At 65.1% G+C, this 26,594-nt stretch carries 21 protein-coding genes and 2 pseudogenes; 5 read left to right on the top strand and 18 right to left on the bottom strand.

Going from position 1 to position 26,594, the window contains the following annotated elements; translation table 11 throughout:
• Window positions 1-41 precede the first annotated feature (41 nt).
• Together JQ566_RS12205 and JQ566_RS12200 are read left to right on the top strand one after the other, a co-directional pair.
• The gene (locus tag JQ566_RS12205) at window positions 42-1,007 is read left to right on the top strand and encodes a 2-hydroxyacid dehydrogenase (protein ID WP_212372472.1); all 966 of its coding nucleotides are present in this window, start codon (window positions 42-44) and stop codon (window positions 1,005-1,007) included.
• 172 nt (window positions 1,008-1,179) lie between these two features.
• Window positions 1,180-3,146 (top strand): annotated as a pseudogene (locus JQ566_RS12200) (methyl-accepting chemotaxis protein).
• A 1-nt stretch (window position 3,147) separates the two neighbouring features.
• On the opposite strand, the gene JQ566_RS12195 reads toward JQ566_RS12200, so the two are convergent.
• A complete protein-coding gene (locus JQ566_RS12195; protein ID WP_212372471.1) occupies window positions 3,148-3,834 on the bottom strand; it encodes a TetR/AcrR family transcriptional regulator in 687 nt (228 codons plus the stop codon).
• A 106-nt stretch (window positions 3,835-3,940) separates the two neighbouring features.
• Here JQ566_RS12195 and JQ566_RS12190 point away from each other — a divergent pair, with 106 nt between their 5' ends.
• Window positions 3,941-4,585, top strand: a complete 645-nt coding sequence (locus tag JQ566_RS12190) for a glutathione binding-like protein (protein WP_212372470.1) — start codon at window positions 3,941-3,943, stop codon at window positions 4,583-4,585.
• 84 nt (window positions 4,586-4,669) lie between these two features.
• Here the strand turns inward: JQ566_RS12190 and JQ566_RS12185 are convergent, their stop codons facing one another.
• The 11 genes and pseudogenes from JQ566_RS12185 to JQ566_RS12140 form a co-directional block, all read right to left on the bottom strand.
• Window positions 4,670-5,437 carry a substrate-binding periplasmic protein gene (locus JQ566_RS12185; protein WP_212372469.1) on the bottom strand — a complete coding sequence of 256 codons (768 nt, stop codon included), beginning with the start codon at window positions 5,435-5,437 and terminating at the stop codon, window positions 4,670-4,672.
• A gap of 17 nt (window positions 5,438-5,454) precedes the next feature.
• On the bottom strand, window positions 5,455-5,793 hold the full coding sequence (locus tag JQ566_RS12180; RefSeq protein WP_249139389.1) for a c-type cytochrome: 339 nt from the start codon (window positions 5,791-5,793) through the stop codon (window positions 5,455-5,457).
• Window positions 5,794-5,886: 93 nt separating this feature from the next.
• Window positions 5,887-7,605: a pyrroloquinoline quinone-dependent dehydrogenase gene (locus JQ566_RS12175; RefSeq protein WP_212372467.1), complete on the bottom strand. Its 1,719-nt coding sequence runs from the start codon at window positions 7,603-7,605 to the stop codon at window positions 5,887-5,889.
• Between the two features lie 320 nt (window positions 7,606-7,925).
• Window positions 7,926-9,230, bottom strand: coding sequence for a TRAP transporter large permease (locus JQ566_RS12170; RefSeq protein ID WP_212372466.1), 1,305 nt, complete (start codon window positions 9,228-9,230; stop codon window positions 7,926-7,928).
• A gap of 31 nt (window positions 9,231-9,261) precedes the next feature.
• Window positions 9,262-9,855, bottom strand: coding sequence for a TRAP transporter small permease subunit (locus JQ566_RS12165; protein ID WP_212372465.1), 594 nt, complete (start codon window positions 9,853-9,855; stop codon window positions 9,262-9,264).
• Window positions 9,856-9,865: 10 nt separating this feature from the next.
• On the bottom strand, window positions 9,866-10,867 hold the full coding sequence (locus JQ566_RS12160; RefSeq protein ID WP_212372464.1) for a TRAP transporter substrate-binding protein: 1,002 nt from the start codon (window positions 10,865-10,867) through the stop codon (window positions 9,866-9,868).
• A gap of 36 nt (window positions 10,868-10,903) precedes the next feature.
• Complete coding sequence (locus tag JQ566_RS12155; RefSeq protein WP_212372463.1) at window positions 10,904-12,562, bottom strand: hydantoinase B/oxoprolinase family protein; 1,659 nt, start codon at window positions 12,560-12,562, stop codon at window positions 10,904-10,906.
• A gap of 2 nt (window positions 12,563-12,564) precedes the next feature.
• Window positions 12,565-14,649 (bottom strand): hydantoinase/oxoprolinase family protein, encoded by a 2,085-nt coding sequence (locus JQ566_RS12150; RefSeq protein ID WP_212372462.1) that lies wholly within the window; start codon window positions 14,647-14,649, stop codon window positions 12,565-12,567.
• A gap of 141 nt (window positions 14,650-14,790) precedes the next feature.
• Window positions 14,791-14,874, bottom strand: a pseudogene (locus JQ566_RS34550) (NAD-dependent protein deacetylase); the annotation flags it as partial.
• Window positions 14,875-14,983: 109 nt separating this feature from the next.
• Window positions 14,984-15,979 (bottom strand): alpha/beta fold hydrolase, encoded by a 996-nt coding sequence (locus tag JQ566_RS12145; protein WP_212372461.1) that lies wholly within the window; start codon window positions 15,977-15,979, stop codon window positions 14,984-14,986.
• A 125-nt stretch (window positions 15,980-16,104) separates the two neighbouring features.
• Window positions 16,105-17,034, bottom strand: coding sequence for an NmrA family NAD(P)-binding protein (locus tag JQ566_RS12140; RefSeq protein ID WP_212372460.1), 930 nt, complete (start codon window positions 17,032-17,034; stop codon window positions 16,105-16,107).
• A 112-nt stretch (window positions 17,035-17,146) separates the two neighbouring features.
• Between JQ566_RS12140 and JQ566_RS12135 the strand changes: the two genes are divergently transcribed.
• Window positions 17,147-17,782, top strand: a complete 636-nt coding sequence (locus tag JQ566_RS12135; RefSeq protein ID WP_249139388.1) for a TetR/AcrR family transcriptional regulator — start codon at window positions 17,147-17,149, stop codon at window positions 17,780-17,782.
• A gap of 25 nt (window positions 17,783-17,807) precedes the next feature.
• On the opposite strand, the gene JQ566_RS12130 is transcribed toward JQ566_RS12135, so the two are convergent.
• The 4 genes from JQ566_RS12130 to JQ566_RS12115 all read right to left on the bottom strand — a co-directional run bounded on the left by JQ566_RS12130 (window position 17,808) and on the right by JQ566_RS12115 (window position 22,846).
• Window positions 17,808-18,629 (bottom strand): NAD-dependent protein deacetylase, encoded by an 822-nt coding sequence (locus JQ566_RS12130; protein WP_212372459.1) that lies wholly within the window; start codon window positions 18,627-18,629, stop codon window positions 17,808-17,810.
• Window positions 18,630-18,691: 62 nt separating this feature from the next.
• On the bottom strand, window positions 18,692-20,491 hold the full coding sequence (locus JQ566_RS12125) for a cation:proton antiporter domain-containing protein (RefSeq protein WP_212372458.1): 1,800 nt from the start codon (window positions 20,489-20,491) through the stop codon (window positions 18,692-18,694).
• A 130-nt stretch (window positions 20,492-20,621) separates the two neighbouring features.
• The gene (locus tag JQ566_RS12120; RefSeq protein ID WP_212372457.1) at window positions 20,622-21,458 is read right to left on the bottom strand and encodes an SDR family oxidoreductase; all 837 of its coding nucleotides are present in this window, start codon (window positions 21,456-21,458) and stop codon (window positions 20,622-20,624) included.
• 74 nt (window positions 21,459-21,532) lie between these two features.
• Complete coding sequence (locus JQ566_RS12115) at window positions 21,533-22,846, bottom strand: solute carrier family 23 protein (RefSeq protein WP_212372456.1); 1,314 nt, start codon at window positions 22,844-22,846, stop codon at window positions 21,533-21,535.
• Window positions 22,847-22,988: 142 nt separating this feature from the next.
• On the opposite strand from JQ566_RS12115, the gene JQ566_RS12110 reads away from it, so the two are divergent.
• Window positions 22,989-24,317: a dicarboxylate/amino acid:cation symporter gene (locus JQ566_RS12110; RefSeq protein WP_212372455.1), complete on the top strand. Its 1,329-nt coding sequence runs from the start codon at window positions 22,989-22,991 to the stop codon at window positions 24,315-24,317.
• 136 nt (window positions 24,318-24,453) lie between these two features.
• Here the strand turns inward: JQ566_RS12110 and JQ566_RS12105 are convergent, their stop codons facing one another.
• Together JQ566_RS12105 and JQ566_RS12100 are read right to left on the bottom strand one after the other, a co-directional pair.
• Window positions 24,454-26,064, bottom strand: coding sequence for an ABC-F family ATP-binding cassette domain-containing protein (locus JQ566_RS12105; protein ID WP_212372454.1), 1,611 nt, complete (start codon window positions 26,062-26,064; stop codon window positions 24,454-24,456).
• Between the two features lie 171 nt (window positions 26,065-26,235).
• Window positions 26,236-26,583 carry a RidA family protein gene (locus JQ566_RS12100; protein ID WP_212372453.1) on the bottom strand — a complete coding sequence of 116 codons (348 nt, stop codon included), beginning with the start codon at window positions 26,581-26,583 and terminating at the stop codon, window positions 26,236-26,238.
• Window positions 26,584-26,594: the final 11 nt, after the last annotated feature.

Raw genomic sequence — 26,594 nt, 5'->3', positions numbered from 1 at the left:
AAGGAGGGCCTCCAAAAGCGGAACCCGACGAGGCACTTCGAATGACCAAAGGTACACTGGCCGTCCTGATCAACAGCACGCAGCAGAACTGGCTGCCGGAGCGCTGGAAGGCCCGGTTCAATTCGGTCTGCGCCGGCCGCCGCGTGGTGCTGCTGCCCGATCCCGGGCTCGATCCGGCCGAGGTGCACTATGCGGCGGTGTGGAAGCCGGTGCCCGGCGATCTCGGTGCATTCCCCAATCTGCGTGCGATCTTCAATCTCGGCGCCGGCGTCGACGCGCTGATGGCCGACAAGAGCCTGCCCGACGTGCCGCTGGTGCGCGTCGCCGTGCCCGATCTCACCAATCGCATGACCGAATATGTCGTGCTGCACGTGCTGATGCATCACCGCCAGGAGCTTTACCTCAGGCAATCGCAGCGCGAGAAGCGCTGGGAGCCGAAATATCAGTGGCCGGCGAGCGCCGTCACCGTCGGCGTCATGGGGTTGGGCACGCTGGGTGCGGATGCCGCAGACGTGTTGCGGCGGCTCGGCTTCCGCGTCGCCGGCTGGAGCCGCAGCCCGCGGACGATCAAGGGCGTCGAATGCTTCCATGGCACTGCAGGCATGGACGCGTTCCTGCGCAAGACCGACATTCTGGTGTCATTGTTGCCTCTGACGCCTGACACGCACGGCCTCCTCAACCGCGACGTCTTCGCAAAGCTGAGCCGCAGCAGCCCGCTCGGTGCGCCGGTGCTGATCAATGCCGGCCGCGGCGGTCTGCAGAACGAGGCCGATATTCTCGCCTGCCTCGACGACGGCACGCTGGGCGCCGCCTCGCTCGACGTCTTCGTGCAGGAGCCGCAGCCGAAGGACAGCCGGTTCTGGACCCATCCCAAGGTGCTGCTGACCCCGCACAACGCCGCCGACACCGACGCGGAGGCGATCTCGGCCTATGTCGCCGAGCAGATCGCCCGGTTCGAGGCGGGCGGCGCGCTGGAGAACGTGGTGGACCGCGCAAGGGGGTATTAGGGCACGCCGACTCTACACCCTCGATGTCGTCCCCGCGCTGCGCGGGGACGACGGCTGTGCTTTTGGCCGGCGCCCACCTCCCCCACAACCACCGCGTTCCCCGCCACGTTCACCCTCTCTTAGCGAGAAGTTGATAGGCGTTGTTAATCAACGCTCAAACAACGAGTCGGACATGCGGGCGAGCCTCGGCCTCAGGATGCGGATTACGGTTGCGCTGGCGGTGACGGCCGCGGCGACCACCCTGTTTGCCGTGCTCGGCGCGATGTGGATCATCGGCGGGATCATCGACCGCGCCGACCAGCGCGAGTTGCGCAGTCATTATGACGCCCTGTTGTCGCGCATCGCCGAGGAATCCCGCCGCGCCGCCGCCATGAGCACCGTAGTTGCCGCGATGCCGGCGACGCAGGATGCAATGGCGAAACAGGACCGCAACGCGCTCATCGCCCTGTTCGGACCAGTGTTCGCCGCGACCAAATCGGAGTATGGCGTCGAGCAGTTCCAGTTTCATATGGCGCCGGCAACCTCGTTCCTGCGCGTGCACCAACCCGCCAAGTTCGGCGACGACCTCTCGGGCTTTCGCAAGACGGTCGTCGCCGCCAACCAGGACCGCAAGGTCGTGGTCGGTCTCGAGGGCGGCGTCGCCGGTCTCGGCATCCGCGGCGTGGTGCCGATCGCGCAAGCGGCTAAGCATCTCGGCAGCGTCGAATTCGGCCTGACCTTCGGCCAGTCCTTCCTCGACGACTTCAAAGCCAATCGCCATGTCGACGTCGCCTTCCATCTCGCCGATGGTTCCGGCTTCAAGCTGTTCGGCGGCACGCTGAAGGGCAAGAGCTTCTTCGATGCGACCGACTACGGCCGGGCCGCCGGCGGCGACTTCACGGTGCGGCAGGGCAAGCTCGACAGTACGCCGGTCGCCGCCCTGCTGGGACCGATCAAGGACTTTTCCGGCAAGCCGCTCGGCGCCGTCGAGCTGGTGATGGACAATGCCGACTATGTCGCTTCCGCCGATCGCGCCTGGTGGCTTTCGCTCGGTATCGCCGCGCTCGGGCTCGTGCTGGCCGCGATCGTCGGCTATCTGATCGCCCGCAGCATCGCGCGTCCGATCCTGTCGATCACATCAGTGATGCGCGAGCTCGCCGACGGCCGGCTCGATGTTGACGTTCCCGTCAGCACGACGAATGACGAAGTCGGCGCGATGGTGAAGGCGGTCGCGGTGTTCCGCGACAATGCCGTGAGCTTCAGCAAGCTTCAGGCCGAACAATTCGAGGCCAAGGCCCAGTCCGAAGCGGAGAAGCGGCGGACCTTCGCGGCGCTCGCCGACAATTTCGAAGCCAGCATCCGCGACGTCGTCACCACGGTGTCCTGGCCGCGGTCGAGATGGAGCATACGGCGCGATCGATGTCGGCCATCGTCGAACAGTCGCGGCAGCAGACCCGGATGGTCTCCTCGGCCTCGGCGCTGGCTTCCGAGAACGTGCAGACGGTTGCGGCAGCCGCGGAAGAGCTGTCCTCGTCCATGACGGAGATCAGCCGCCGCCTCGCCCACGCGACCGAGGTCGTCGGCAAGGCCGCCAGCGACGGTCAGCGGTCGAATGCGCGCGTGCAGAGCCTCGCCGATGCCGCGCAGAAGATCGGCGACGTCGTCTCCTTCATCAACGGCATCGCCGGTCAGACCAACCTGCTCGCGCTGAACGCGACGATCGAGGCGGCGCGCGCGGGCGAAGCCGGCCGCGGTTTTGCCGTGGTGGCGTCCGAAGTGAAGGCGCTGGCAACGCAGACCGCGAAGGCGACCGAGGAGATCGGCGCACAGGTCACCGCCGTGCAAGGCGAGACATCAGGCGCGGTTGACGGCATCCAGTCGATATGCGGAACCATCCAGCAAGTCGACGAGATCTCGGCCGCGATTGCCGCCGCCGTCGGCCAGCAGGGCACGGCAACGCAGGAGATTGCGCAAAACGTCCAGCAGGCCGCGGCCCGCACCGGCGAAGTCTCGCAAAACATCGCGGGCGTCACCGATGGTATCGCAGCGACGGGCACCGCCGCCGAGGAGGTGCTGGGCTCGGCAGTCGAGCTTGCCAGGCAATCGCAGCGGCTGCGCGAAGAGGTGGATCGTTTCCTCGCGCAGATTCGCGCCGCGTAGCTCAGGCCCTGGTCCCGACCCCCACCATCACGTCGATCGCGCCCTTCACGATCGCCTCGAGTTCCTTGCGCGGCACGCGGGCGCGCGAGCGGATGGCGATGGTGTGGATGGTGGCCGATGCGATCTGCGCCAGCGCGACCGGATCGGCGCTCTCCGGCAGTTCGCCTTTCTCCTTGGCGCGGCGGAAGCAACTGGCAAACGCCTTGTCGAGCCCGGTGAGGCCGTCCAGCACCATGGCGCGGATCTCGGGATCGCCGACCGCCTCGGAGGCCGCGGTCACGACCGTGAAGCAACCGCGCGGCCCGGTGTCGCCGGACAGGTAGATGTCCAGCGCGGCCGCATAGATGCGCTCCAGCCGCTGGCGCAGCGGCATCTCCTGGCGAAAGATCTCGACCATGGAAGCGGCAGCCTCCTCGCGATAGCGCTGATAGCTCTTGATGTAGAGCTCGCGCTTGTCGCCGAAGGCACCGTAAAGGCTCGGCCGGTTCATGCCGGTCGCTGCGCTGAGATCGTCGAGCGAGGTGGCCGCAAAACCCTGCTTGCGGAACAGGTCGAGCGCCTTGCCGAGCGCGATATCGGGCTCGTAGGCGCGGGGACGGCCGCGGCGCTTAGGTTGGCCGCGGCGCTCGGGTTCGCCGCGGCGCTCGGGCTGATTGGCAGCAGCTGGCGGCTTCGATTTTTGTACCATCTCGCAAAATAATCCTTGACCACACTCATATTATGCAAGATGGTACAAAAATCAATCTGGCCAGGTTGAGCGACACCCAAAGAGGAATTGCCCAAGGAGGCTACAGATGGATCTCTATTTCTCGCCGCTCGCCTGCTCGATGGCGACACGCGTCGCGCTGTATGAAGCCGGCGCCGAGGCGAATTATCTCGAAGTCGATCCGCCGACCAAGACCGTGCTGAACGACGGCTCCGACTTCCGCACCGTCAATCCGATCGGCCTGGTGCCGACGCTGCGCACAGACGAGGGCGTGGTGCTGACCGAGAACGCCGCGATCCTGCAATATGTCGCGGACCGTTTCCCGCAATCCGGACTCGGCGCCACCGCAGGTATCGAGCGCACCCGGCTGCATCAATGGCTCTGCTTCATCGGCACCGAGCTGCACAAGGGTCTCTTCCTCCCCTTGCTCGACCGCAAGGCGCCGCAGGAGACGAAGGCCTATGCGCTGGAGAAGAACCTGTCGCGGATCGACTATCTCGACGACTACCTGAAGGGGCGCGAGTTCCTGCTCGACCATTTCAGCGTGGCCGACGCTTATCTCGTCACGGTCATCAACTGGACCATGGCGACGCCGCCGATCGAGCTTGCGAAATGGCCAAACGTGAAGGCGTATTACGAGCGCCTGCGTCAGCGACCTTCGATTGCCAAGGCGATCGCGGAGGAGTTCGAGCTGTACAAGGCCGAGCTCGCGCGGAAGAAGGCGGCGGCGTAAGGCCAAACGCGATCTCCGTATTTCGCACGGCAGCGACGTCGTCCCGGCTTCCCCAGGACGACGTCGTTCTTGCACGCGATTCAGCTATTTCGGCGCCTGCAGGACGATGCCATAGCGGCCGTAGATCCGGTCGATCGTGCCGTCGCTTCGCAGCCGCTCCACGGCCTCGTCGATGGCTTCGCGCAACGCATCGTCCGGGCGGACCATGCCGACGCTGACATTCCAGTTCAGATCGGCCGTGCTCTCATCGCGATCCAGGATCCGGAGCGGATTGTCCGGATGCGTCAGATTGAAATAGCTCGCCGCAGTAGGCGTAACCGCGGCGGCATCGATCTCGCGGTTCGACACGGCCTCCAGGCTGTCGCTCTCGAAGCCGAAGGTCGATAGGGGCACGCGCCGCCGACCGATGATCATGGCTGCGATCGATCCAACCTGCACGCCGACCTTGGTCGACTCGTTGAGGCTAGCAAAAGACGTGAGTGTGCTGGATGACGGCACCGCGAGCGCGACGCCCGTGCGATAGTACGGTTTCGAGATTTTCAAGCGGGTTTCGCCTTGCGCTTCGCGGTCGGCGATGATGTCCAGAAGAATGTCGCATCCGGCGCTGCGCATCTGGTACTGCGTGATGATCCAGTCGAGCCTCAGCGCGACACCGAGCTCGCGCGCCAGCACCTGCCCCATCTCGACTTGAAAGCCGGGTGGATCGCCGGCCTTGCGCGCGAAGGGAAGCGAGTTGGGATGCGCGCACAGCCCGATCACGCCGCTCGAGCGGATCGCGTCCAGGGTTCGCGCCTGGGCCGGTCCCGACAGAACGATGGCGGCAGCGACGATGACCGGGACAAATGCCTTCATTCCGCGTTCTCTGCGTTTCAGCCCTCGCGCGGTTTCAAGGCGCGGATGTATTTGACGATCTGGTCGATCTGGACGTCGGTGAAGGCGCCGTCGAAAGCCGGCATCGCCCCTTGCTTGCCGTGCTTGATGCGATTGCGAATGAACTCGTCGTCGCGCGGCGAATTCATCAGTTGTGGTCCCTTGCCGGCTGCCCGGCCACCGTCGGAGTGACAGAAGCCGCAAGTCCCCGCGAACACCTGCTCGACCTCGAACGTCGCGTTCTCCGGCACGGGCGTCGCAGATTGTGCTTGAGCCATCGCAGCCCACAGCAACGAGGCGCCCAGCCCCGCCGGAATCGTTTTGAAAGGCAGTCTCAACAGGTACGCTCCATTCCTGAACCGCGCACGGCTGCTACAATCGACCATGGAGCGGGCTTGCGCCCGCTCCATGACCAGAACATCTGCGGCAAACTATTTCAGGCTGAAGACGACCAAGGCGCCGTCGTCACGCGGCATGCTCTTGTAGACGCCGCCGAAGTTCGGCGCATACTCGTCCGCCAGCATGCCGCCGAAGCCCGCTGTCACGGCGATATATTGCTTGCCGCCGACGGAGTAGCTGACGATGCCGCCCTGATGGCCGGTGCCGTTGTTGTGCTTCCACAGCTCGGCCCCGGTCTCGGCATCATAGGCATGCAGCACGCCGCGGGAATCAGGCACGAAGACGAGATTGCCCGCGGTCGACAGCACGCTTCCAAGCGGCGGCTCGGGATAGCGAACTTCCCATTTCTTCGCTCCCGTGATGGGGTCGCGCGCGTCGAGGTGTCCGTAGATCTCGCCGCCCGGAGGAGGCGCCATCTTGAAATCGGCACCGATGTTGAGCTGGACCTGCGGCGCGGTGACCGGCGTCGTCTTCTGGATATCCAGCGTCATGCACCATTCCTGTCCGATCTTGTAATAGAGACCGGTCTTCGGGCTGTATGAGCCGGCGTTCCAGCTGATGCCGCCGCCGATGAATGGACACAGCGGCGGTTCGGTGACCTTCCCGACCGGGAAATCGCGGCGGCCGATCAGCGCGCCGGTCTTGGGGTCGATATCCTTGACGAAGTTGATGTTCTCGACCAGCCGCCAGACGTTCTTCACTTTGAGATTGCGGTCGTAGACGAAGACGAAGCCGCCCTTGTTCGGATGAACCACGTATTTCTGGCCGTCACGCTCGAGCATCACGAACTCGCCGACGGCGCTGTCGAAGTCCCAGGCATCGTGCGGCAGTTCCTGATGGTAGAATTTCAGCTTGCCGGTATCGATATCGAGCCCGATCACCGAACTCGTGTAGAGATTGTCGCCGGGACGCGCGCCTTGCGTCTTGTAGTCGGCGCCCGACCAATCGTAGAGCGGCGCCGGGTTCGCGGTGCCCCACAGGATGGTGTTGGTCTCGGAATCGTAGGTGCCCGGCATCCAGCCGCCACCACCGCCGGTGCGCCAGGAATCGCCACCCCAGGTCTTCATGGCCTCATCGGTGCCGGCGACCGTCAGGAACTCCCACTTCTTCTTTCCAGTGGTGGCATCGACCGCGAAGATCGGGCCGCGGCCCGGCCATTCGCCGCCTTGCGCGCCGATGATCACACTCCCCTTCGCGTAGAGCGGCGCGCCGGTGAAGCCGACCGTGAGCTTCTGCGAGTCGATCAGCCTGGTCTCCCAGAGGACCTTGCCGGTTTTCGCATCCAGCCCGAAGAGACGACCATCCATCGTGCCGACGAAAACCTTGCCTTCGCCGAGAGCTACACCGCGGTTGTAGGGAGAGTGGGTCTGCCGGCTGATGAGTGCCTCATCCAGCTCCGGAAAGAACGACCAGATGACCTCGCCGGTCGCGCCGTTCAGCGCGAAGACACGGCTGTAAGAACCCGAGTAATACAGAACGCCATCGGCGACGAGCGGCATCGACTGCAGCCCGCGCGTCGATCGTCCGGGAATGTGCATCCACGCCACGCCGAGATTGCCGACATTGCTCGCATTGATCTGCGCAAGCGGGCTGTAATGATGGGATTTGTACGAACCGTGATAGGTGAGCCAATCGTTCTGGCCGGCGGCCTCGATCCGGGCCGTATCCACGGCTTGAGCCACTGCCGCCGACGCTGCAAGTGTTGCAACGACAACGACAGGCAAGGCCGAGCTGAGCCACTGCTTCCTCATTTGCACTTCCTCCCACTCTTGTGTTTGTTGATTGCGTCTCGTGAGCGCGCCGCGAGGGAATTTGCAATTCAGCGTGCGTCGATCGTCCTCCATCGGACTGAGTCGGCAACAGACGTCCCCTCTCTCGGCGCATCGCGCCGAGGAGCCACGTTCACTGGAGTGATTGCTATTGTACTTCCGCTTGCGGTTACAGTGTACGACGGATCACAGGACGTGCAAACACGGAATGCGCGCAAGAGCGACTTTGATGCAGGGGCGAATTGAAACGGCAGCGGCGCTGACGTTTCCGCCTCGATCGGCCGATCCCGGAACGGAGCGGTTTATCCGTAAAGCATTTTCGGCAGGATCGTGACGATGCCGGGCCAGAGCGTCAGCAGCATCACGAAGCCGATCATGATCATCAGATATGGCATCGTGACGCGCGCGATGTAGCCGAGGCCATCCTCGGTCAGGCCTTGGATCACGAACAGGTTGAAGCCGACCGGAGGCGTGATCTGCGCCATTTCGACGGCGAGCACGAGGAAGACGCCGAACCAGACCTCGTCGAAGCCGGCGCCCTTCACGATCGGCAGCACGATCGGCAGCGTCATCACGATCATCGAGAAGCCGTCGAGGAAGCAGCCGAGCACGAGATAGAAAACGATCAGCGCCACGATCAGCATGAACGGCGACAGGCCGAGGCCCTTGACGAAGGCGGCCACCGCCTGCGGGATGCCGAGGAAGGCCGCGGCATTGCCGAGGATCGAGGCCCCTAACACGATCAGCGCGATCATCGAGCAGGTGACGACCGAGCCGATCAGCACGTCGCGCAACACCTGCTGCGACATCGAGCCCTGCGCCCAGGCGACCAGGCCCGCGCCGAGCACGCCGACGGCGGCGGCCTCCGAGGGCGTTGCGAGCCCGCCATACATCGAGCCGAGCACGCAGGCGATCAGGAACAGCGCCGGCGCGAGGTCCTTCAGCGCGGCGAAGCGTTCGCCCCACGGCACCTGCGAAAGCTTGGCTTCCGTCTCCGGGACCATCGTGCCGTTGAGGCTCGTGTGCAGCATCACCCAGGCCATGAAGGTCGCAGCCAGCAAGAATCCCGGCAACACGCCGGCCGTGAACAGCTTCAGGATCGAGACGTCGCCGAGCACGCCGTAGATGATCATGATGTTGGACGGCGGGATCAGGAAGCCGAGCGTGCCGGCGCCGGCGAGCGAGCCGATCGCGATGTCGCGGGAATAGCCGCGGCGCAGCAGCTCGTTGAGCGACATGCGGCCGATCACCTGCGTGGTCGCGGCCGACGAGCCCGAGATCGCCGCGAAGATGGTGCAGCCGATCACGTTCACATGCAGCAGGCGGCCGGGCAGCAGACCGGCCCACGGTGCCAATCCCTGAAACAGCGATCGCGACAGGCGGGTGCGGAACAGCAATTCGCCCATCAGGATGAACAGCGGCAGCGCCAAGAGCTCCTGCGTGGTGAGGATGTTCCAGGCGTATTGCGGCAGCAGCTTGTCGAGCGGGATCGAGCGGAACATCGCGAGCAGCAGCGTCGCGGTGAGCGCAAGCGTGAGGCCGATCCAGACGCCGCAGGCCAGCAGCACAAACAGGATCGCGAACAGGGCGACGACTTCGATGGTCATGCGATCTTGGATCCGGGAGCGGGCAAAGCGGTCATTCGACGGGCGAGGCCTTCATGCGATGATCCTCCAGCGGCAGGCCGAGCGCGGCCTGGATCGCGCGCGCCAGGAACTGCAGCGTGAGCAGCAGCATGCCGAAGGTGACGACGGCCTGCGGAAACCACAGCGGCGTGTCGCTGGAGGTCGAGACCTGGCCGCGAACGAACGCGCTCCAGGCGAATTTCGCCATGGCCGAGGTCAGGAACGCCATGAAGGCGAAGCCGGCCGCCGCCGAGAGGACCTCGAGCGCGCGCTGCACCGGCACTGGTGCGTTCTTCAGGAGCAGCACGACGCGGATGTGCCCGCCGACGCGCAGCGTCATCGCGGCGCCGAAGGTGAAGGACGCCGCCATCAGGTAGGAGGAGTATTCCCACGCGATCGAGATGGTCGGCGGGAAGAACGGTAGGAAGTTCGACAGGAAGCGGGTTGCGACCTCGCACAGCATCAACAGCGTCAGCATCAAGAGGCAGAACCCGCCGATCCAGCCATCAAGCCGGCCGAGACGATCGATGCCGTCGAGGACGATGCGCAGCGGCGCGGGCGCCGCTGCATTGAGGCTTTGCGGTGCTTCGGGCGAAAGGCTCACCACGCCTCTGCCCTCAGCCGCGCTTCATTTCGGCGAGATAGGCCCGCACCGGCTTGTCGGCCGCCGGCACGCGCTTGAGGAAGGCATCTAACTGTGGCGCGGTCTTGGCCCGGATGTCCGTCATCATGGCTTGCGAGACCGGCACCACCTCCATGCCGCCTTCCTTGAGGCGGCTGAGGCTGTCGACGTCGGCCTTGAGCGAGTTGGCCCAGAAGCCCGGCTCCATCTTCGCCGCGATATCCGCGACGAGCTTCTGCTGATCTGCGGAGAGTGTCTTCCAGGAATCGAGATTGACGGTGAGCATCTGCGACGACCAGACATGGTTGGTCGGATAGACGTATTTCAGGAATTCCCAGAACTTGCCGTCGACGCCCGACACCGACGAGGTGGAGACGCCGGCCACCGCGCCGGAGGCGAGCGCGGGAATCGTCTCGCCCCAGGGGATCATCACCGCCGCCATGCCGATCGCATTGAGCATGTCGACCGCGTTCTTGTCGGGCACGCGGATCTTGATGTTCTTGAGGCCCTCGACGTCGGCGACCTTCGCCTTGAGATGCAGATACTGCGTCGGCCACGGCACGATATAGAGAATCTTCTGGTTGTTGCGCGCGGCGATCTTCTCGTATTCGGGCCGCACATATTTGTGCAGCACCTTGAGCTCGTCCACCGAGCCGCAGAGGAAGGGAATGCTCTCGACGCCCATGAAGGGCTCGTCGCCGACCTGCTGGATGTTGAGGACGTCGGCGAGCGGCACCAGACCGTCGCGCACGGCGCGCAGGTGCTCGGGCCCCTTGAAGCCGAGCTGGCCGCCGGCCTTGACGGTGATGGCGACCGTGCCACCGCTCTGCTTCTTCACCTCTTCCGCGAAGGCCATCGCGTTCCGGGTGTGAAAATTGCCGTCGGGCCACACCGTCGACATGTCCCAGCTTGTCGTCGCCGCCCGCGCACGGGTGGAGATGTGGCCTGCGGCGAGCAGCGTCGCTGCGCCCGTGGTGAAATTCCTTCGCGTGATCATTGAGCCCCTCCGTTTGTTACCAAATGCGCTGACGCATCAGCGCGCGTACCCGTAAACTGCAACTGCGTTGTCAGCGGACACGAGCCCGCTCTCGATATCGTCCTTGACCGCCGCACGCTCGCGCGTCGCGGGATCGCCGATGCCAGCGCCACCAGGCGTCAGCACCACCAGCCGGTCGTCCGGAGGCACCTGCTGAAAGCCCTTGCCGCGCAGCTTCTTGCCCGACTTCAGGCCGACATAGCCGGCCTCGCCGTTCCAGCCGCCATCGCGGCCGCGCGGCGGATGATCGATACGGTCGAACGCCGCGAGGATGTCGAACGGCGCATCGACGCCGCTGCCGACTTCGATGATCTGGCCGAGGCCGCCACGGGTGCGCCCTGCCCCGCCGGAATCCGGGCGCAGCTCCTTGCGCCAGAAGATCAGCGGCGTCTGAGTCTCCGCGATCTCCACCGGCGTGCCGCGCACGCCGCTTGGGTAAGCGGTCGCCGACAGCCCGTCCTTGCCGAAGCGCGCGCCGGTGCCGCCGTTCGAGGTCACTGCCATGGAGAACCCGTAATTGCCGCCGACGCCGCTTCGCGTCTGGCCGCGCACATTGAGATTCCACAGGCACGAGGTGCCTTCCGCCGGAACTCGCTCGGGAATGATCTGGCGCAGGCAACCGAACACGACGTCAGGCAGCATCTGGCCGATGATGTGGCGCGACGCGACCGGCGCCGGCTTCGGGGCATTGAGGATGGCACCAGCCGGCGCCGACACCGTCAGCGGCGAGAGCGAGCCGGCATTGTTGGGAATCTGCGAGGCGACGACGCAGCCGAGGCCGAACACGGTGTAGGCCGTGGTATAGGACAAGGGCACGTTGATGCCGAACTTCGAGGCCGCGGATGTGCCGTCGAAATCAACGTGGATGCCGGTATCCGAGATCGTCAGCGTCGCCGCCAGCGTCACCGGCGCATCATAACCGTCGACCGCCATGGTGTTGCGCCAGCTGCCCTTCGGCAGTTTTGCGATCTCGGCCAGCACGGCCTCGCGCGAGCGATCGCAGATGTAATCGCCGAGCTCGTCGAGCGTGTCGATGCCGAACTCGGTCATCATCTCGACCAGGCGCTCGCAGCCGACGTCGTTGCAGCCGGCGAGCGAATAGGTGTCGCCCTCGGTGTCTACAGGCAGCCGCGTGTTGGTGCGGATCATCGCCATCAGCGTCTCGTTGACGACGCCCTGGTCGATCAGCTTCAGCATCGGGATGTAGAGCCCCTCCATGAACACGTCGGTGGCGTCAGGCCCGAAGCCGATGCCACCGATGTCCATGAGATGGCTGGTGCAGGAGAACAGCGCGACGACCTTGCCGTCCTTGAAGCAGGGCGTGGTGACGACGAAGTCGTTGAGGTGGCCGGTGCCCATCCAGGGATCGTTGGTGATGTAGGCATCGCCCTGCTTCATCGTCTCGATCGGGAAATGGTCGATGAAGTGCTTGACCGATTCCGCCATCGAGTTGACGTGACCCGGCGTGCCGGTCACCGCCTGCGCCAGCATCCGCCCCTTGAGGTCGAACACGCCGGCGGAGAGGTCGCCGCATTCGCGCACGATCGGGCTGAAGGCGGTGCGCAGAAGCACCTGCGCCTGCTCCTCGACCACGGCGATCAGCCGGTGCCACATGATCTGGAGGTCGATCAGGCTCGCGCCATTTGTCTTGCTCATGATCAGGCCGCCTTTCGTTCCATGACGATGCTGCCGGCACCGTCGATATGGGCGTCGAAACTGGTGGAGACGAAGGTGGAGGTCTCGTCTTCCGCAATTACGGCGGGACCGGCAATGGTCGCGCCCGGCGCCATGTCCTCGCGGCGATAGAGCGGGATCTCGATCAGCTCACCTGCCCGGCCGTCGAAGAATTTTCGGCTGCCGGACGCCTTGGCCGCGGGCTTGCGCGCGACGGAAGCGACGGCAGGCGGATTGCGCGCCTCGGTGGTGGCAAGCACCGACCAGCTCAAGACCTCGATCGCGGCGCCCGGGATCGGACGCTCGAACATCGCGGAATAATCCGCCTCGAAGTTCTGGCGCAGGCCGGCGAGGTCAGCCGTCGTCAGCGGTCGGTTCGGCAGCTCGACGGTGATCTCGTGGCCCTGGCCGACATAGCGCATGAAGGCCGCGCGGCGCTCGCGCACCGGCGCGCCGGCGGCGCCAGGCTCGACCAGCGCGCGCGCTTCGGTCGCCATCTCCTGAAGCAAGTCAGAGACCGCCTCGGTATCGAAATCGTCGAGCCGGACGTGGCGGCTGCGCACCAATTCATACGCGATGGGAGCCGCCAGGAAGCCGACCGCCGAGCCGACGCCGGCATTGGAGGGCACGATCACCCGGGAGACACCGATCTTCTCGGCGACCCGCGCCGCATGCAGCGGGGCGGCACCGCCGAAGGCGATCAGCGTGTGCTGGCCGACCACGGCACCGCGCTCGACCGCATGCACGCGCGCCGCGCTCGCCATGTTCTCGCAGACGACCTCGTGCACGGCATAGGCCGCTGTCTCCGCCGACAGGCCCAGCGGCGCACCGACATCGCGCAGCAGCGCCTGCTTCGAAAGCTCCGGATCGAGCTTGATCGTGCCGGCCGCGAAGGCATCGGGATCGATCATGCCGAGCGCAACGTCCGCATCGGTCACGGCCGGGCGCTGGCCGCCGCGGCCGTAGCAGGCAGGCCCCGGCTCCGACGAGGCGCTCTCCGGGCCGACGGTGACACGCTTCATCGCGTCGACATGGGCGATCGAGCCGCCGCCCGCGCCGATCTCGACCATCTCGATCACGGGAATACGCACCGGCAGGCCGGAGCCTTTGAGGAAGCGCGCGGCGCGGTCGACCTCGAACACGCGTGAGGTCTCGGGCTGGTACTTCTCGATCAGGCAGATCTTTGCCGTGGTGCCGCCCATGTCGAAGGAGAGCACCTTGCTCTCGCCGAGACGCGCCGCGATCTGCGCCGCGAAGATGGCGCCGCCGGCCGGACCGGATTCGACGAGGCGCACCGGAAAGCGCCGCGCCGTCTCGATCGAGGTGACGCCGCCGCCTGACGTGACGAGATAAATCGCACCGCGGAACTGCTCGACCTGCAGGGCATCGGCCATGCGGGCGAGATAACCGTCGATCAGCGGTTGCACATAGGCGTTCGCGACCGCGGTGGAGGTGCGTTCATATTCGCGGATTTCCGGACACACCGCCGATGACACCGTCACGGAAATGCCGGGCATCTCCTCGGCCAGGATCGCGGCCGCGCGGCGCTCGTGCTCGGGATTGGCGTAGGAGTGCAGGAAAGCGATCGCGACGCTCTCGACGCCGAGCTCGCACAATTTCGGCGCGAGTGCGCGCACCGAGGCTTCGTCCAGCGGGAGGCGAACGGCTCCGTGGGCGTCGATGCGCTCGGGCACGGTGAAGCGTAGGGAACGCGGCGTCAGCGGCTTCGGCTTGTCGATGCTGAGATCATATTGGTCGTAGCGGCTTTCGGTGCCGATATCGAGCACGTCGCGGAAGCCCTCGGTTGCGATCAGCGCCGTCTTGGCGCCGCGGCGCTCGATGATGGCGTTGGTCGCGAGCGTCGTGCCGTGAATGAAGACGTCGATGTCGCTGATATGCGCACGTGCATCGGCAAGAATGAGCCGCATGCCGTCCAGCACCGCCTGCTCCGGGCGCTGCGGCGTGGTCAGCACCTTGCGCGTCTTGCGATCCAAACCTACGTCCAGCACGATGTCGGTGAACGTGCCACCGATATCCACGGCAAGCCGCACCTCGGCTCCCTCAAGCATTCCAAATTCTCCGTGCTGATCGTCAAGACTGGGGTCGAAAGCGCAGCAATTTCCATGCCATGAGGCATGCCGGCAACGCTGTGCCCGGCTATTCTGCGCGGCACCTATGCAATAGGCAAGGCGTGTTCGCCGCCTGCGCGATCAGAGCAGGAATGCAAGCGCCGCTTCGCAGCGCTCCTCGACCTTCAGCGTCAGGAGATCGTTGGCGCGGGTGCGTCCGAAACTTCAATCCGCCACTGCACCGCTGTCAGTGCGACATAGAATAATTCCGATCAGCATGACTATCGAAACGGCAGCCATTCACGACTGCCGCAATTCCAGGACGCAGCCGTCGTCATGACCGGTTTGGCAACGCGCGGATGAAATCGATGAGCGCGGCGCTCACCTCGCCAGGCCGCTCCTGCTGGGTCCAGTGGCCGCAGCCGGGCAACATCTGAATCTTGCGCAAGCCTGGAACGAAATTCTTCTGGTTGGCCAGCAACTGGTCCGTTCCGGGGGACGAAAGCAGGAAGTCACGATCGCCAGCGACGTACAGTGCCGGTATCGACACCTGCAGGCCGGCCAATGCGCCCGTGATTTCCCAGTTGCGATCGAGATTACGATAATAGTTCAGCGCGCCGCGAAACCCGGTGCGCCTGAACTCCTCGCCGTAATGGTCGATGTCGCGCTCGCTGATCCAGGACGGCAGGGTTGCCGGCGCGCCGGGTCCTTGCAGGAAGCCGCCGCCCTTCGGGACCATCGCAAGGTTCGGTGTCGGCCCGCCGGCCGCACGGGCCGCGGCCACGCCGTCGCCCGATGCGCCGAACAGCATGTTGCGAAGGGCTGCACGCGGATCGCGTCCGAGTTCGGCTTCCGCGGGTCCCGGCTCCTGGAAATAGAGCTGGTAGAACTGCGCAGTCTCGGTGCGTGGCATCAGGGTGGTCGGCGGCGCCTTGGTGCGCGGCCGGAACGGAACGCTGAGAGCGGCGATGGCCCTGAAGCGATCAGGCCGCGTGAGCGCCGCCTGCCAGGCGACGCTGGCGCCCCAATCATGCCCGACGATGACGGCGGTCGGCACGCCCAACGCATCGAGAATGCCGACCATGTCACCGACGAGGTGCAGGATCGTGTATTGGTCGATCGCCTGCGGCGCCTCGCTCTTGCCGTAGCCGCGCATGTCGGGAGCGACCGCGCGGAAGCCGGCCGCAGCAAGATCGTCGATCTGATGCCGCCAGGAGTACCACGTCTCGGGAAAACCGTGGACCAGCAGCACCAGCGGCCCTTCGCCCTGCTCGGCAATGTTGATGCGGATCCCGTTGGCTTCGATAATTCGTTGCGTTGTCCTCGTCATCTTGTCATCCCGTTCCGAACTCGCTGCAGAGGCGCTTGACGTCACCGCGTGTGGCGCCGCTTGCAATGCGAGCGGGGCCAGGGCCGCGGCCAAGAACCGGCGTCTGTCCATGAGCATTCCTCCGGCTAGGGCGTTGCCTTGGCGGCGGGCGCCAGCAATTCGGACTGCCGCTCGCGAACGAATTGCTCGAACGTCTTCGGCACCGCACCGCCGATCTTCTCGATGATGTCGTTGACGGCGAAGCGCGCGGTCTCGGCCGAGAGCCGGGCAGCCCGTAGCGACTTCCAGAGCGAGGACAGATGCTCGACCGCGTGCGCGTTCCAGCCGCGCGACAGAACCTCGCCGCGCCATGCCTCGTCGCTGATCTCTTCGTAGTGGACGTCCCTGTCGAAGACGTGCGCGAACGCTCTGACGATGTCGCCCACGGAATTGACGCTCCCGATGATGGGATACGCGGATCCCGCAGCTTGCTTGGGACCTGCGAGCAGACCGACGGCGACCCGGGCCACGTCCTCAGCCGAGATCAACGGCAGAAGGGTGCTTTCATCGCCGAGCGGCAGACGGATGGCGCCGCGCTCCGGCAGGTTGGCCCCGACAAGTCGCGCCACGTTCTCGTAGAAGACGGTGGCCCGCAGATGCAACGGCCCGACGCCGGCCCATTCGAAGACCTGCTCGGACAAATAGTTCTGCCGCATGCGCGGTGTCGGTGCGTCGATCGACGACTGGTACATCACGAGATTGACGAGCCGGGAGACGCCATGCCGGCGCGCCGCGAACGCCATCGCCGCGGTTGCCTCGGCCAGTCCGTCTTGGACCGGATAGGCGAAATAGATCGACGAGACGCCTTTCGCTGCCTGCTCGACTGAGCGGACGTCGAGGAAATCGCCGGCGAATATCTCGGCGCCGAGTGACTTGAGCCGGTCGGAGCGGCTGTCGATCTGGCGCACGAATGCACGAACGTGATGACCGCGCCGGAGCAGCATTTCGGACACGTGCCGGCCCGTCTGGCCTTGGGTGCCCCCTGCCGCGGAGGTCACGAGGATTATTTCCGTCATCGTCTCGATCCTTTCCCGTCTCACTTCGTTCTGGTACGATGCAGTACCACACAAGGCCCGATATGGTACCGTAGGGTACCAAGTCAAGGGGAATCAGGGAAAGTTTGCGTCGATGAGTCCGAAGATCGAGCCGCCCGAGGCGGACGCTGAGGGATTGGAGGTCCGGAAGCGGATCCTGAGCGCGGCGCTTTCAGCGTTCATGGAAGGTGGCTACGCGCAGACCAGCACCCTGGAGATCGCGACGCGTGCGCGGGTCTCAAAGCGCGAGCTTTATTCCCTGTTCGGCAACAAGGAGGCGATGCTGGTTGCGTGCATCACCGAGCGCGCCCAGCGGATCAAGGCGCCGGCGGACCTGCCCGCGGTCCGCGACAGGGGGATGCTGGAGAAAGTGCTCACCGCGTTCGGGACGAAGCTTCTGACGGAAACGACCGACCCGGTCGTCGTTGCCGTGTTCCGGCTGGCGATATCCGAAGCCGTCCACGCACCAAAGGTCGCCCATGCGCTGGATAGCATCGCCCGCAAGCCCATCCGCGATTCGCTCCGGACGATCATGGCGAACGCCAGATCGACGGATCTCGTCGGCGGCGAGCCGGACGTCATGGCCGAGACCTTCCTGGGACTGTTATGGGGAGACCTGATGACGGGTCTGCTGCTGCAGGCGATCAACCGCCCGAGCACCAGCGAGATCGCGCGGCGCGCCAGCGGGGCGTCCACAGCATTCCTGAAGCTCTATCCGACGCCCGACTAATCTCATCGCGCTTTAGCCGCGGCGTTCAGAGCAGGAATGCAAGCGCCGCTTCGCAGCGCTCCTCGACCTTGAGCGTCAGGAGATCGTCGGCGCGGGTGCGGCCGAGATTGACCGCCGCAATCGGGATATTGCGGCGCGCGGCGGCCTGGACGAAGCGGAAGCCGGAATAGACCATCAGCGAGGAGCCGACGATCAGCATGGCGTCGGCCTCTGCCAGATGATCCTGCGCGGTGGCAACGATGTCGCGGGGGACGTTCTCGCCGAAGAACACGACGTCGGGCTTGAGGATTCCGCCGCAAGCTTCGCATGGCGGCACCTTGAAGGAGGAAAAATCCTCATGCTCCAGATCGGCGTCGCCGTCAGGTGCATCGGCGGCATCGAGCGTCAGCCATGCCGCATTCGCGCGGCCAAGATCGTGCTGAAACTCGTCGCGCGGCATCTTGCGGCCGCAACCCATGCAGCGGACAAGATCGAGCCGGCCGTGCAGGTCGATGACCTGCCGGTGGCCTGCCGACTGATGCAGCCGGTCGACGTTCTGGGTCAGCAGCATCCCGCACCGGCCGCTCGCCTCGAGGCGCGCAAGCGCATGATGCGCATCGTTCGGCTTCGCCTTGCCGAACCGCCGCCAGCCGATCAGGCTGCGCGCCCAATAGCGCCGGCGCGTATGCTCATCCGACATGAAGGCCTGGAAGTTGACCGGCTGGGTCCGCTTCCAGTTGCCTTGGCTGTCGCGATAGTCGGGAATGCCTGAATTGGTGCTGCAGCCGGCGCCGGTCAGCACAAACAGACGGTCGTGCCGACCGATGAAATCCTGGAGCAGAAGGTTTGGCAGCGAAGCATTTACCATGGCGCATGATGTAGTTCGCGCGGGCGGGCTTTGCCAGACCACGACAGAGCCCGAATAGGCGGCTATCGCGGAGACCGGCGCCCCGTGAGATCGAGCGGACGAGCTTTCTCTTGTCCTGCAATGCGGGCAGCTTGCTGCAGCGCCAGCCGGAATTCGTCCCGCTTCGCGTGCACAGAGGCAACCGCATGCCCGACCGCGACTCCGAGGCCGACCAGTGCAGCTTCGGAAAGTTGCAGGCTTGCCTCGATGGTCTCCGGCACCACATCGGTTGCGCCGATCGCATAGAGGTGACGGGCATGATCAGCGTCGCGCGCGCGCGAAACGATCAACACATCCGGCCGCACCGCACGGATCCGCTCGACGACGGCATCGATCGCCGTTCGCGACTGAACCGTAATGATCACACCGGTCGTCTGCATCAGGCCGCAAGCTTCGAGAAAGCCCGGCTCTGTCGCGTCGCCAAAGAAGACCTTATGGCCGTCGCGGCGGTCCCGCGCCACGGCGATCGGCTCGCGATCGACCGCAATGTAGTTCAGGCCATGGCTCGTCAGCAGCGAGCAGACGACCTTTCCGACGCGGCCGTAGCCGACCACGATGGCTTGCGCCCGGTCGCCGGGCGGCCGAACCGCGAGTTCTGGATCGGGCGTGCGCTCGCTATCCAGCTTCGCGGCCAATCGTCGTCCGACCATGCCCAGAAGCGGCGTCAATGCCATCGTCACGGCGGTGATGGCGACGGCGAAGCTCGACACGCGAGGCTCGATCAGGCCGCCGGCCGCCGCCATTCCGATGCTGACGAAGGCGAATTCGCCGACGGGCCCCAGCAGGAAGCCGATCTCGATCGCCGCCGGCCATGACAGCCTGAAGAGGCGCCCCAGGATGATGAGCACGATCGCCTTGCCGGCGAGAATGCCGATAACGGCAGCCAGTAGCCAACCGGGCTCGCGCACGAACACGCGAAAGTCGATCGCCATGCCGACGGTGAAGAAGAAGATGCCGAGCAGCAGGCCCTTGAACGGCTCGACGGTGGCCTCAATGGCCTTGCCATACTCGGTCTCCGCCAGCATCAGTCCTGCAACGAATGCCCCGAGCGCCATCGACAGGCCGGCCTGGTGCGCGGCAAGCCCTGCGCCGACGATGACGAACAAGGTTGCGGCGACGAACAACTCCGTCGAATGGGCGCCCGCAACCATCTGGAAGAGCGGACGCATCAGCAGCCGTCCGATCAGAATGAGAAAGGCGACCGCCACGACCGCCTTCAGGATCGCAGTGGAGATGTGCGTCACGACCGAGCCACCGCTGCCTGCGCCGAGCACCGAGACGAAGACGAGAATGGGGACCACGGCAAGGTCCTGGGCCATCAGCACCGAGAAGCTGGCGCGCCCGGCTGTGGTCGCAAGCCGCTTCTCGGCGGAGAGAAGCTCGAGCACGATAGCCGTCGAGGACAGCGCGAGGCTCGCGCCAATGATAACGGCGGTATCGGAGCTTTGCCCGGAGAGAAGCGCCACGCCGGATATCAAGGCGGACGTCGCCACCACCTGCAGGCCGCCAAGCCCGAACACCAGCCGTCGCATCGTGACGAGTCGCCTGAAGGACAGCTCGAGCCCGATCAGGAATAGCAGGAATACGATGCCAAGATTGGCGATACCCTCGACGTTCTGCGCATCCGTCACCGTGAACCAGTACAGGAGCGGGAGATCCCGAACGAGCGAGCCGAGCCCGAGCGGGCCGAGAATGGCGCCGGCACCGAGAAAGCCCAGCACGGGATTGATGCCCCAATGGCGGACAATTGGCACCACGACACCGGCAGTGCCGAGGACCACCAGCGCGTCACTATAGGCATTGATGTTGATGGTTGTGGTCACGAGCCCGTCACGTGTCGGCGCCTGCCAATAGCGGCAGCGTCGTCCATGGTCGATAGCACACGGCGCCGCAGCCCCCAACCCGCCTTGATTACACTGGGCGGCCGCCGATCCGGATGGTCCGAGCTGACGTTCAGCTCGCCCAATTCTCCCGGAATTCAGGGAACAGCGTCAGGCCTCCGCAGACATAGAGGGTCTGTCCAGTGATGTAGCTCGCGTCCTCCGAGGCGAGGAAGGCGAACACGGCGGCGATCTCTTCCGGCGTGCCGACGCGGCCCAGCGGAATGTGGCTGGTAACGACGCCGCGCTTTTCGCGGTCGCCGGTCCATGCCGCGTTGATCGGCGTGTCGATCGCGCCCGGACCCACCGCGTTGACGCGGATGCCCCGGCCGGCAAATTCGAGCGCCAGCGTGCGCGTCAGATTGGCCATGCCTCCCTTGCTGATCGAATAAGCGAGATAGCCGGGCTTCGGGATGATCTGGTGGACGCTGGAGCAATTGATGATGGAGCCCCCTCCACCGCGTGCGACGAAGTGAGCGAGCGCCTTCTGCGCGCAGAGTACGGCACCATTGAGATTGACGTCGATGATGCGGCGATAGGTGTCGACGTCGAGCGCCTCGCTCGGCGATTCCTTCTGGAAGCCGGCGTTGTTGACGAGACAATCGAGACGTTTCCAGCGCGAAAGGATCGCCTCGAACATCGCGGCAATGTCCTGCTCATCGCCGACATTGGCCCTGACGATACAATGATCGGGCTCGCCGTGGCCGCGATCGCTCGAAGCTGCGCGAGCGAGCGCGAGCGTCTCCTCCGCCCGCTCCACGTTCTCGAAATAATTGATGGCGACGGTTGCGCCTTCCTGGGCGAGCCGGACGGCGACGGCGCGGCCGATGCCTTGTGAGGCACCGGTCACCAGCGCGTATTGGCCTGCGAGACGCGACTGAAACGAGGTTGAACGATCGGTTTGTGGCATGAGTGTGATCTCCGGGATGCCTGATCATCGAGGGAACCGGCGGTTTGTTCCATCTCTCAACGCATTGCTGCGATTCATTCGGCGTGGCGGTCGGGCGTCAAGGCCAGGATCTGGTACAGGATGATGGCGCCGAAGGTTGCGGTGCCGATTCCGCCGATCGTGAACGCACCGAATTTGAGCGTGAGATCGCCGGCGCCTGCGGTGAGCGCCACCGCGACGGTCATCAAGTTCGCGGGATTTGCGAAGTCGACCTTGTTCTCGACCCAGATCCGTCCCGCCATCGCCGCGATCAACCCAAACAGCACGATCGAGAGGCCGCCGATGACGGGACCGGGGATCGACAGGATGAGCGCGCCGAATTTTGGCGAGAAGCCGAGCAGGATCGACACCGTGGCCGCGAAGGCGAACAACAAGGTGGAATAGACCTTCGTCGCCGCCATGACGCCGATATTCTCCGCATAGGTCGTGACGCCGGTGCCGCCGCCGCAGGCGGCCACGATGGTCGCGAGGCTGTCGGCGAACAGGGCGCGGCCGAGATAGGCATCGAGGCTCCGGCCCGTCATGGCGCCGACGGCCTTGATGTGCCCGAGGTTCTCGGCGACGAGAATGACCGCAACCGGCGCGATGAGGAAGATCGCATCGGCATGGAAGCTCGGCGCAGTGAAGCTCGGCAGGCCGAGCCACGGCGCGGCCGAGAGTTGCGTGAAGTCGATCGGCTTGCCGAAGCCGAGGCCGTTTGCGAACAGCAAGTACAAGAGATATCCGCCGATCGCGCCGAGGATGATCGGCAGGCGGCGCCACAGGCCTGGAGCGGCAACGGCCACCACGCCAATGATCACAACGGTCGCGAGCCCGATCCAGGTGTCGAACGCGCCTCCGCTCACCGCCTTGACCGCCACCGGCGCGAGGTTGAGGCCGATCGCGGCGACCACGGCGCCGGTGACGGCCGGCGGCAGCAGCCTTTCGATCCAGCCGACGCCGGACCACATCACGACCAGCGAAATCAGGCCGTACAGCACCCCGGCGCCGACGATGCCGCCGAGCGCAACCGACAGGTTCGGGTTCGGTCCCTGCCCGGCATAGCCGGTGGCGGCGATGACGACGGCGATGAACGCGAAGCTCGAGCCGAGATAGCTCGGCACGCGCCCGGCGACGATGACGAAGAAGATCAGCGTGCCGATGCCGGAGAACAGGACCGCAACATTGGGATCGAACCCCATCAGCAGCGGCGCGATGATCGTCGAGCCCGACATCGCGACGCAATGCTGAAGACCGGAGACAACGGTCTGGCTCCAGGACAGCCGCTCCTCCGGCATGATCACGCCCGAGGTCTTCAACGTCCAGCGCGGAAAATAGCCTTGCTGGTCCGAGCCTGTTGCAGTCGACATGTTTCCCCCAATTGCGGCGCAACGACCCGATCTTCGTGCGAACAGACAAAAATGTGATTGTCGCTTCTGCGGCGGCCATCACATGATGCAAGTCATGCAAGATTCAAATCCTGCAAGATCAATGCGTTCCGGGGCTCACTCTATGACACAAGTCGCGATCCAGCCAGCCATCCATCGCCGGCACCAGCCCTGGTACAGGATCCTCTACGTCCAGGTCCTGATCGCGATCGTGCTCGGCGTGCTGATCGGCTATTTCAATCCTGATCTCGGCAAGGCCTTGAAGCCGCTTGGCGACGGTTTCATCGCGCTGATCAAGATGATGATCGCGCCGGTCATCTTCTGCACCGTGGTGCACGGCATCTCCTCGATGGGCGATCTCAAGCGTGTCGGCCGGGTCGGGCTGAAGTCGCTGATCTATTTCGAGACGGTCTCGACCGTCGCGCTCGCGGTCGGCCTGCTGGTCGGCGAGGTGCTCCAGCCCGGACACGGCTTCAACATCGATCCCGCCACGATCGACCCGAAATCAGTGGCGACCTACGTCACCAAGGCCAAGGAAGAAGGCATCGTCGCCCATCTGATGGCGATCATCCCCGACAGCTATCTGGGCGCCATCGCGCGCGGCGATCTCTTGCAGGTGCTGCTGATCTCGATTCTCTCCGGCTTCGCCATCGCCTTCCTCGGCAAGGCTGGCGAGCCCATTGCGGACGCGATCGACAAGGCGGCGAAGATGTTCTTCGGCATCATCCGCATCATCGTGCGCGTCGCGCCGATCGGCGCCTTCGGCGCGATGGCGTTCACCGTGGGGGCCTACGGACTCGGCTCGCTGCTCAACCTCGCCGCCCTGATCGGCACGTTCTATCTCACCAGCATCCTGTTCGTGCTGATCGTGTTAGGTGCGATCGCCCGCCTCGCCGGCTTCTCGATCCTGCGCTTCATCGCCTATATCAAGGACGAACTGCTGATCGTGCTCGGCACCTCTTCCTCCGAGACGGTGCTGCCGCAGATGATCCAGAAGATGGAGCATCTCGGCGCCTCGCGCTCGGTGGTCGGCCTCGTGATCCCGACCGGCTACAGCTTCAACCTCGACGGCACCAACATCTACATGACGCTGGCGACGCTGTTCCTGGCGCAGGCCACCAACACCCATCTGACCATCTGGCAGGAGCTCGGCATCCTCGGCATCGCCATGATCACCTCGAAGGGCGCTTCGGGCGTGACCGGCGCCGGCTTCATCACGCTCGCCGCGACGCTTTCGATCGTGCCTGATATCCCCATCCAGTCGATCGCGATCCTGGTCGGCATCGACAAGTTCATGAGCGAATGCCGCGCGCTGACCAATCTGATCGGCAACGGCGTCGCCTGCGTCGTCATCAGCATCTCCGAAGGCGAGCTCGACCGCGACGCGCTGCACGAGACCATGGCCCATCCGCTGGAGATCGGCGAGGCGCTGGAACCGGGCGGAGGCGCTTAACACCGCGCGGCCCCGATGCGGTAGTTTCCCGGAGTGGAAAATCGCCGAGATACGCGTCACAACGATGGCGTTGGGATCACGGATTGATACTCATTTTTTCCACCCGACGCGCTGGGGGCAGGGCGTCGGGTTTTTGTTACTCGAACGATGAGCCTGTGGACTCACGTCCGTCGGCGAGATCGAGCCGCCGCGTGACCCCGATTGCCCGCAAGAATGCCTCGTCATGACTGACGACAAGCAGCGCGCCGTCAAAGGCGCGCAAGCCTGCTTCAACGGCTTCGATCGACTCGATATCCAGATGGTTGGTCGGCTCGTCCAGAATCAGCAATGATGGTGGTGCTCCGCCAAGCACGCAAGCAAGGCCTGCACGAAACAACTGTCCGCCACTCAGGCTGCCGACGATCTGCAAGGCAGCATCGGCGCGAAACATGAACCGCGCCAGCGCGGCATGGCATTCATTTGCCCCCGCGTTCGGATTAAAGCGCCCAAAATTGTCCAGGATCGAGAGCGCGGGATCGAGCAGGCTGACCTTCTGATCGAACAACGCGAAGTCCGGCCGGCCCCTCACGGTGCCCGAGAGCGGGCGCAGCTCGCCCGCGATCAGTCTCAGCAGCGTCGTCTTGCCGGAACCGTTCGGCCCGACCAGCGCGACGCGTTCCGGTCCGACGATCGTAAGCGAAAGATCGCACAAGACCGGCCGCTCCGGCCGATAGCCGGCGCTGATCCGGTCGAGCGAAAGCACCTCCCTGCCCGCTGGCAGGCCAGTCGCAGGCAGCTTGACCGACAGCGGCTGGAGAATCTCGACGCGCCGGCGCGCCGTGTCGACGGCCTCGAGTGCCTCCGCACGCCGCCTTTCGGCGATTTGTGCGTTCTTGCCGCCGGTATCCTCGCTGCGATCCTTGCGCGCGCCGGCCAGAATGCGCGGCATGTCGCCCTTGGCGCGCTTCTTCCTGCCGCCGCTGTCCTTGCGCGCTTTCCTTTCCGCGACCTCTTGTGCCTTGCCGTCGATCTCGGACAGACGCTTCTCGGCATGCGCGAGGTCATGCCTGACGGCGGCGAGTTCGACCGCCTTCTGCGCGCGGTACCGGCTCCAATTGCCGCCGTATCGCGTGGCTCCGAGCGACGTCAGCTCGACGATCGCATCCATGGTCTCCAGCAGGCTCCGGTCGTGGCTGACGACGATCGCGCCGCCGCGCCAGGCGGCGAGGAGATCGGTCACCGCCCTGCGTCCGTCCCTGTCGAGATTGTTGGTGGGCTCGTCCAGGAGCAGGAAGTCGGGTTCGGCGAACACCAGTGCGGCGAGTCGAACCCGCGTGATCTGGCCCCCGGACAGGCAAGACAGCTCCGTGTCGGGAGACGGATCGAACCCGAGGCGCGCCAGCGCGGCCTCGAGCCGCGTGTCGAGCGTCCAGTCGATCGCGGCGACATCGTCGGCCGAGGCGTCGCCGCGCTCCGCACGGCGAAGCAGGTCCAGCGCCTGGCGGGCGCCGAACAGGTCGGCCACGGTCGCTCCGGCAAGGACCTGCACGTCCTGGCGCAGCAGGCCGATGGTGCCGTTGATCCGAACGCGCCCCGATTGCGGAGCATGTTCCCCTAGGATCGACGCAAGCAGCGTCGTCTTCCCGACGCCGCTGCGGCCGACGAGACCGGTTCGCTCGGCCGCGAATGTCAGATCGATGTTGGAGAGAAGAGAACGGCCGTCAGGCGTGGACAGCGACAGGTCGGACAGCGTGATCGAAGCAGGCATGGAATTCCCCGTGGGCAAGGCAGGTGGGCTTTGCGGTCGGGGTGAAATCCATGGCTGTGACTATCCTGATTGAGGAACTCCCTAGGTAGTCCCATCGAAGGGCGAGATCAAGGCACGGCGCGAAGGACGACGGCGCGGAGAGCGCTGACGTCCTTCGCCGGCCTATCGCGTTCAGCCCTTGAGCGCGGTCACCACCACCTCGATCAGCGCGCCGCCGCCGAGATCGGCGACGCCGACTGTGGCACGGGTGGGGAGGTTGTCGCCGAAGAACTCGGTCCAGGCCGCATCCATCTCCTTCTTCTTGGAGAGATCGGTGACGAAGATCGAGGCGCTGACGACGCACGACTTGTCGGTTCCCGCTTCCTTCAGGTAGCCGGCGATCTTGCCGAGGATATTGCGGGTCTGCTCGCCCATCGAGACCGAGGTGTCGTCGGCGATGGTGCCGCCGAGGAAGACGAAGCCGCCTGCCTCGACGGCGCGGTGCATGATGGGCGTGCGGATGCTGCGGGTGATGCTCATGATGTCCTCTT

Origin of the sequence: Bradyrhizobium sp. SZCCT0231 (assembly GCF_018130245.1) — a bacterium.
Taxonomy (GTDB): Bacteria; Pseudomonadota; Alphaproteobacteria; order Rhizobiales; family Xanthobacteraceae; genus Bradyrhizobium; species Bradyrhizobium japonicum_F.
The sequence above is the reverse complement of the archived record's forward strand: the minus strand, read 5'-3'. Positions and strand labels throughout refer to the sequence as shown.